General features: G+C 70.3%; 9 protein-coding genes. 6 read left to right on the forward strand and 3 right to left on the reverse strand.

Translation table 11 applies throughout. The features are described from left to right. The 3 genes from argH to lysA all read left to right on the forward strand — a co-directional run. On the forward strand, positions 1-1,131 hold a 1,131-nt coding region (gene argH, locus Q7T09_RS13440; protein ID WP_304700377.1), incomplete at its 5' end, for an argininosuccinate lyase. Next, a complete protein-coding gene (locus Q7T09_RS13445) occupies positions 1,128-1,412 on the forward strand; it encodes a hypothetical protein (protein ID WP_304700379.1) in 285 nt (94 codons plus the stop codon). The genes argH and Q7T09_RS13445, both read left to right, overlap by 4 nt. Beyond that, a complete protein-coding gene (gene lysA / locus Q7T09_RS13450) occupies positions 1,409-2,677 on the forward strand; it encodes a diaminopimelate decarboxylase (protein ID WP_304700381.1) in 1,269 nt (422 codons plus the stop codon). The genes Q7T09_RS13445 and lysA overlap by 4 nt, the downstream gene beginning before the upstream one ends. Before the next feature lie 2 nt (positions 2,678-2,679). Here the strand turns inward: lysA and Q7T09_RS13455 are convergent, their stop codons facing one another. From Q7T09_RS13455 to Q7T09_RS13465, 3 genes are all read right to left on the reverse strand, one after another. Then, positions 2,680-3,114, reverse strand: a complete 435-nt coding sequence (locus Q7T09_RS13455) for a hypothetical protein (protein WP_304700383.1) — start codon at positions 3,112-3,114, stop codon at positions 2,680-2,682. A 126-nt stretch (positions 3,115-3,240) separates the two neighbouring features. After that, complete coding sequence (locus Q7T09_RS13460; RefSeq protein WP_304700384.1) at positions 3,241-3,783, reverse strand: phosphoribosyltransferase; 543 nt, start codon at positions 3,781-3,783, stop codon at positions 3,241-3,243. After that, the gene (locus Q7T09_RS13465; protein WP_304700386.1) at positions 3,776-4,669 is read right to left on the reverse strand and encodes a DUF3426 domain-containing protein; all 894 of its coding nucleotides are present in this window, start codon (positions 4,667-4,669) and stop codon (positions 3,776-3,778) included. The genes Q7T09_RS13460 and Q7T09_RS13465 overlap by 8 nt, the downstream gene beginning before the upstream one ends. 298 nt (positions 4,670-4,967) lie before the next feature. Here Q7T09_RS13465 and ftsE point away from each other — a divergent pair, with 298 nt between their 5' ends. Genes ftsE through Q7T09_RS13480 form a run of 3 tightly spaced genes read left to right on the forward strand, consistent with a single transcriptional unit; the run spans position 4,968 to position 7,170 of the window. Then, positions 4,968-5,693 (forward strand): cell division ATP-binding protein FtsE, encoded by a 726-nt coding sequence (gene ftsE, locus Q7T09_RS13470; protein ID WP_304700387.1) that lies wholly within the window; start codon positions 4,968-4,970, stop codon positions 5,691-5,693. Beyond that, positions 5,690-6,580 carry an ABC transporter permease gene (locus Q7T09_RS13475; RefSeq protein WP_304700388.1) on the forward strand — a complete coding sequence of 297 codons (891 nt, stop codon included), beginning with the start codon at positions 5,690-5,692 and terminating at the stop codon, positions 6,578-6,580. Before ftsE ends, Q7T09_RS13475 begins: the two co-directional genes overlap by 4 nt. After that, positions 6,577-7,170: a YdcF family protein gene (locus Q7T09_RS13480; protein ID WP_304700389.1), complete on the forward strand. Its 594-nt coding sequence runs from the start codon at positions 6,577-6,579 to the stop codon at positions 7,168-7,170. Before Q7T09_RS13475 ends, Q7T09_RS13480 begins: the two co-directional genes overlap by 4 nt. Positions 7,171-7,241 lie beyond the last annotated feature (71 nt).

Raw genomic sequence — 7,241 nt, forward strand, 5'->3', positions numbered from 1 at the left:
GACATCCACATGAACGTGGAGGCCCGGCTGCGGGAGCTGATCGGGCCGGTGGCCGGCCGCCTGCACACCGCCCGCTCGCGCAACGATCAGGTGGCCGTCGACTTCCGCCTGTGGGTGCGCGACGCCTGCGACCGCACCATCGCCCAACTGCGCGCCCTCCAGCACGCCCTGATCGCCAAGGCCGAGGCCCACGCCGAGACCCTGATGCCGGGCTTCACCCACCTGCAGCCGGCCCAGCCCGTCACCTTCGGCCACCACCTGATGGCCTATGTCGAGATGTTCGGCCGCGACGCCGGCCGCTTCGCCGACGCCCGGCGGCGGATGAACGAGTGCCCCCTGGGCGCGGCGGCCCTGGCCGGCTCCCCCTTCCCCATCGACCGGGACGCCACGGCCCGGGCGCTGGGCTTCGACCGGCCCACCGCCAATTCCCTCGACAGCGTCTCGGACCGCGACTTCGCCCTGGAGGCCCTGGCGGCGGCCACCATGGCGGCCATCCACCTGTCGCGCCTGGCCGAGGAGATCGTGGTCTGGATGACGCCGCAGTTCGGCTTCATCAAGCTGACCGACGCCTTCACCACCGGCTCCTCGATCATGCCGCAGAAGAAGAACCCCGACGCCGCCGAGCTGGTGCGCGCCAAGGTGGGTCGTCTGCTAGGCTCCTTCACCCAGCTCGCCGTGGTGATGAAGGGCCTGCCGCTCGCCTATTCCAAGGACATGCAGGAGGACAAGGTCCCCACCTTCGAGGCCTTCGACGCCCTGGAGCTGTCGCTGGCCGCCATGGCCGGCATGGTGGCCGACATGGAGCCGGTCCCGGCCAGGATGGCGACCGCCGCCGGCGCCGGTTACTCCACCGCCACCGACCTCGCCGACTGGCTGGTGCGGACCCTCGACATGCCCTTCCGCGACGCCCACCATGTCACCGGCGCGGCGGTGAAACGGGCCGAGGCGCTCTCCTGCGACCTCTCCGACCTGCCGCTCAAGGAGCTTCAGGCCCTGTCCCAGGGGATCACGGCCGAGGTCTATGATGTTCTGACACCGCGCGCTTCGGTTGGAAGCCGCAAAAGCTACGGCGGCGCCGCGCCGGACCAGGTTCGCGCTCAGATCGCGCGTTGGAAGGATATGCTGAAATGACCCTTCGCCCCCTCGCACTGATCGGCGCCCTCGCGCTCGCCGCCGCCAGCCTCTCGGCCTGCGGCAAGATGGGCGCGTTGGAGCGCCCCGGGCCCATCGGCCAGGCCCGCTCCAACGCCGACGCCGGGGCCGAGCCCATCCGCTCGATCCGCACCATCGACCCGCGCGACACCAATTCCGATCCCTCGCCCTCGCGGTCGGTTCCGATCGAGAGCACCAACAATCCCACGGCCAGCGGGCCCCAGGGCGCCCTCAACGATCCCTACGCCCGCCCGCGATGAACCACTTCGAGGTCACAGGCGGCGAGCTCGCCTGCGAGGGCGTCGGCCTGACCGCCATCGCGCAGGCGGTCGGCACGCCGGTCTATGTCTATTCCACCGCCACCCTGGAGCGGCACTACACGGTGCTGCGCGACGCCCTGGTCAATGAGGGTCTGGGTGACCCGCTGATCGCGTTCGCCGTGAAGGCCAATTCCAACGTCGCGGTGCTGCGCACCCTGGCCCGGATGGGCGCGGGGGCCGACACCGTCTCGGAGGGCGAGATCCGCCGGGCGCTGGCCGCCGGCGTGCCGCCTGGGCGCATCGTCTTTTCCGGGGTCGGCAAGACGCAGGCCGAGATCGCCTTCGCCCTCAAACACGGAGTCGGCGAGATCAATGTCGAGTCCGAGCCCGAGATGCACATGGCCTCGGAGGTCGCCCAGTCCATGGGGACCCGGGCTGTCATCGCCATCCGGGTGAACCCCGACGTCTCGGCCGGCGGCCACGCCAAGATCTCCACCGGCAAGTCCGACAACAAGTTCGGCGTCTCCTTCTCAGAGGCCGAACGGCTCTACGCCCAGGCCTCCAACAACGCCGGCCTCAAGCCGGTCGGCGTCACCTGCCACATCGGCAGCCAGATCACCCACCTGGCCCCGCTGGAGGAAGCCTTCGTCAAGATGCGCGGCCTCGTCGAGCGCCTGCGCGGCGAGGGCCTGGCCGTGGAGCGCCTGGACCTCGGCGGCGGCCTCGGCGTGCCCTATTTCAACATGCCCACCCCAGCCTCGCCCGCCGAGTACGCCGCGATGATCGCGCGCACCATGCACGGCCTGAACGTCCAGTTCGCCTTCGAGCCGGGCCGGATGATCTGCGCCAACGCCGGAATCCTGCTGTCGAGGGTGCAGCACATCCACGAGCGGCCCGAGGGGCGGAAGTTCGCGGTGCTGGACGCGGCCATGAACGACCTGATCCGGCCGGCCATGTACGACGCCTATCACGACATCCGCCCGGTGAGGGTCCGGGCCGGCGACCCGGTCACCTACGACGTGGTGGGGCCGATCTGCGAGACCGGCGACACCTTCACCCGCGACCGCGACCTGCCCCGCCTGGAGGCCGGCGACCTGGTGGCCTTCATGAGCGCCGGCGCCTACGGGGCGGTGATGTCCAGCGAGTACAACAGCCGCCTGCTGGTCCCCGAGGTGCTGGTGAACGGCGACCGGTTCGCCGTGATCCGCCCCCGCCCGACCTACGAGGACATGCTGGCCCGTGAGGCCATGCCCGACTGGCTCTGACTTCAGGCGCCGTGCGAAGTGGCTGTGGCTTCAGAGACCGAAGGCTGAATGAGTTCGCGCACAGCGTCGGCCACACGTGCCGCGTCGTCGCGCAAGAGGATGATGGAGAGCGGCTTCTCCCGACCGTCCTTAAGCTTGAAGACCAAGGCCTTGGATCTCCCAACGCCCCGACCTTCAACGGAGACTAGGTCGCTGAGCTTCCAAGACCAATTTGCCCATCCCACGAAGAATAGCTTGTCACGGGCGACGTAGAAGGTGGTGGACCTAGCGAAAGCTATGAGCATCGTGCCGCTGCCCAGAAGGGCATAGATCCCAAAGGGAATTGCGACGGAGAGATAGAACCAACCAATAGGACTGGTAGGTCTTTCCGATTGCGCGCCAATAATAAAAAGCGACGTGACGAATGCCCATAGCGACGCGATGAACACGACCGCCAACGTTACTCGTGTCTGGTCAAATATCAGTCCTTGGACTTTTCTCTTTCCTTCCGACAAGCTCCTCGCCTCCGTTTTCGAGCGGCGCCTAGTCATGCAGGCGACATGCCTGGGCAGGGCCCATGACCGTCAGTCCAGGGCCCCGATGTACGGCAGCCCCCGCAGGGCCCCGGCCGCGTCCATGCCGTAGCCCACCAGATACCGCGCCGGCGCCTCCCAGGCCACGAAGTCGGGGACGATGGCCCGCGGGGTGGGCCAGGGCTTGGAGGCGAAGACGCAGGTGAAGGCGTGGGCCGCGCCCGCGTCGCGCACCAGGCGCTGGGCCTCGGAAAGCGACAGGCCGGTGTCGATGACGTCGTCGATGATCAGCGCCGTGCGGCCCGACAGCGGGCGCTGCAGGTCGGCGCGGACCTCGCAGCGGCCGAGGCTGGCGCGCTCGTCGCCATAGGAGGCCAGCCACAGGGCGTCGAACCGGACATGGCGGCCCTGGCGCGAGAGGGCCCGGGTCAGGTCCGAGGCGAACCACAGCCCCCCGGTGAGCAGGCAGACGGCCACGGTGTCGTCGTCGATGCGGGGCGCGATCTGGGCGGCCAGGGCCTCGACCCGGGCGGCGACCTCGGCCTCGCTCAGCAGGACGGTTGGGACGCGCCCCTCGACACTGGGATCAGCCATGGGGCTCCAGGGCGTAGGGACTGTCGGAGGACAGGGGCCTGGCCTCCACCGGGGTGGGACCGGCCCCCGGCGCATGGGTCTCGGGCTCCGTCGGCTCGGCGGCGCCGCGCAGGGAGGGAGCGTGGGAGGGGACCGGGATCGGCGCCTTGGCGCGGGCCTTCTTGCCCTTGGACTTCTCGGTGTCCGGCGCGAAGGAGATCTGCAGGTCGTGGGCCGTTGTGGGCGGGTCGAGGATGGCCAGGGCGAAATGGCGGGTCTCGCCCGGCGGCACCACCGGATCGGCGGGGCGGGCGATCTTGGTGACGATGGCCTTGCCGGCCTTGTTCAGCAGTTCGATCTTCAGGGGCGGGGTGACGATAGGGTGGTCCTCGACATTGCGGATCATGCCCGAGATGGACAGCGCCGCATGGCCGTCCTGCAGGGCGGGCTCGGCGCGGGGCCCCTCGATCACCAGGCCAAGCGTGTTCACCGGCAGGCCGGCCAGGGCATAGGCCTTGGCCGAGCCCGGCATGATCTTGACCACGTCGACGCGGAAGACGACCGCCAGGCCCACCACGACGGCGAGCGTCGCGGCCATGCCGGCCCAGACGATGCCGTGGGCGGCCGCCTCGCGCACCTTGCGGCTGGTCTCCACCTTGGCGCGGATCACCTTGGGCAGTTCGGCGCCCGGCAGGTCGCTCAGCGCCGCAGGCTCGTCGGGCTCGGGCTCGGTCGCCTCGCGGGCGATCGCGCCCTCCTCCTCCGACAGGTCCAGCTCCAGGGCCGCCTCGGGATAGGCCGTCCACTTGTGGCCGCAGGAGGCGCACTTCACCGCGCGGCCTTCCGGAGCGATCTTGCGATCGTCCACGAAGTAGCTGGTCGCGCACTCTGGACAGGTGAGGATCATGAAGGCTGAATTGGTCTCTTAGCCCAAGCTATTGGTTTCGAACGGCCTTCGCGAGGCCGTCCCGGTATCATCTGTCGTGTCGGCGATCAAATCCCCTCCGGCCCCCGGACCGGACTGCGACTCCAGCGCGCAGTCTTATCGCGATTCCTGGAAATTGGGACTTGCGCCCCCGCAATTCCGGAGGCGACGGATTGTCCTCCCGAGATTCGCGCCTTGGGCGAGTGACGCCCTCGGGAGCCCGACCGAGGCGGCGGTTCCGCTGGCGCATCGCCCGAGCTTAGGGTAGCCGGGAAGGCCGATGTCCAGACAGCCGCATGCGCAGGGCGCGCTCGACGCCGACCGGGCCATCCTGGCCTTCGACGATGTGTCGATGCGCTATGGCCGGGGCCCGGAAACCCTGAAGGACCTGAGCTTTTCCCTGGCCCCGGGCTCGTTCCACTTCCTCACCGGAGCGTCCGGCGCGGGCAAGAGTTCGCTGCTGAAGCTGATCTATCTGGCCGCCAAGCCCTCCAAGGGCCTGATGCACCTGTTCGGCCAGGACGTGTCGGCCATCCCGGTGAAGGAGCAGCCGATGCTGCGCCGGCGGATCGGGGTGGTGTTCCAGGAGTTCCGGCTGCTGGACCACATGACCGCCTTCGACAACACCGCCCTTCCCCTGCGCATCGCCGGCCGCAAGCCCGACAGCTACCGCCAGGACGTGGCCGAGCTGCTGGCCTGGGTGGGGTTGCGCAGCCGCATGCACGCCATGCCCGCCACCCTGGCCGGCGGCGAGAAGCAGCGGCTGGCGATCGCCCGGGCCGTGGTCAACCGGCCCGACATCCTGCTGGCCGACGAGCCCACGGGGAATGTCGACCACGAGATGGGCCTGCGCATCCTGCGGCTGTTCGTGGAGCTCAACCGCCTGGGCACCACCGTGCTGATCGCCACCCATGACCAGGACCTGGTGGCCCGCTCGGGCAAGCCGGTGCTGCACCTGGAAGACGGTCGGCTGACGGCGCTCGGGCCGGTCGGAGGCGCGGCATGAGCGACTTCGATCCGGGCCGCTGGAAGCCCGCCCCCTTCCTGCCCGAGGCCGACGCCCGGGATGGGGCGCTGACCTTCGTGGTGGCCACGCTCTGTTTCCTGGCCTGCCTGACGGCGCTCACCGTCCTGGCCACCGACCGGGCCGCCCGCGGCTGGAGCGACCAGCTCACCGGCCAGGCCACGGTGATCGTGCGGCCCAAGGGCGCCGAGACCCCCGACAGCGCCGCCGCCCGCGCCGCCGAGGCGCTCTCCGGCGTGCCCGGCGTGGGCGAGGTCCGCGCCCTGGAGAAGGAGAAGGCGCAGGCCCTGGTGGCCCCCTGGCTGGGGGACGCCGCCGATCTGGACGACCTGCCGGTGCCCCGGCTGGTGGCCGTGGAGCTGGACCGCAAGGCGCCGGCCACGGCCCAGGCCCTGGACAGGGCCCTGAAGGCCCAGGGCCTTGACGCGGTGGTGGACGACCACTCGGTCTGGCTGAAGGACATCCAGCACGCCGCCGGCTTCGCCCGCTGGATCGGGATCGGGGTCTTCACCCTGATCGCCGCCGCCGCCGGGGCCGTGGTGGCCTTCGCCACCCGCGCGGGGCTCACCGCCCGCCACGAGGTGGTGGAGGTGCTGCACCTGGCCGGGGCCGAGGATGACTTCATCGCCCGGCTGTTCCAGGTGAGGTTCGCGCGCATGGCCGCCATCGCGGGCTTGTTCGGCGCGACCGGGGCGGCGATCATGGGGGCGATACTGCGCCTCATGGGAGGGGGCCAAGGCTTGACCCCTGTGCTGCCCGTCGCCTGGACCGACCTGCTGGCCGTCCTGCCCTGTCCCGTGGCCGCGGGACTGGTGGCGGCGGTGGCCGCGCGCCTGACCGCCCAGGGCCTGATCGCGAAGATGACATGAGAAGCCTGGTCGCCCTGCTGGTTCTGGCTGTGATCTGGACCGCGGGCCTGCTGTCCTTCACCGCGCGGATCGCCAGCTCCACCCCGCCGCCCGAACCGGCGCGGGCCGACGGGGTGGTGGCCCTGACCGGGGCGGGCTCCAACGAGCGCCTGGCCGCCGGCGTCAGCCTGCTGGAGGACGGCAAGGCCGCCCGCATGCTGGTCTCCGGGGTCAATCCCGAGGCCAGCCGCGAGGACATCCGCACGGTGAGCAAGGCGGTTCGCCGGCTCTATGACTGCTGCGTCGACCTGGACTTCACCGCCGCCGATACGGTGGGCAATGCACGCGAGACCGCCGACTGGGCCCGCAAGCTGCGCTATCGCAGCCTGATCGTGGTCACCGCCGACTACCACATGCCGCGCGCCATGCTGGAGCTGCGGGCCACCATGCCCGACATCGACCTGCGCCCCTATCCGGTGGCCACAAGGATCGTGGACTCCAAGCGCTGGTGGCGCACCAGCGGCGGCGCGCGCCTGATGATCGTGGAATATTCCAAGTACCTGGCGATCCTCGGCCGCGAGGCGGTGCGGGGGATGGGGCCAAGGTCGTGAGGGCCGGACGTCCAGGCGCGGCCCGAAGCCGAAGCGCGACAAGGCGGACGCGACGGCGTCTCCGTTTGGAG

This window comes from Phenylobacterium sp. (genome assembly GCF_030645195.1).
GTDB lineage: Bacteria > Pseudomonadota > Alphaproteobacteria > Caulobacterales > Caulobacteraceae > Phenylobacterium.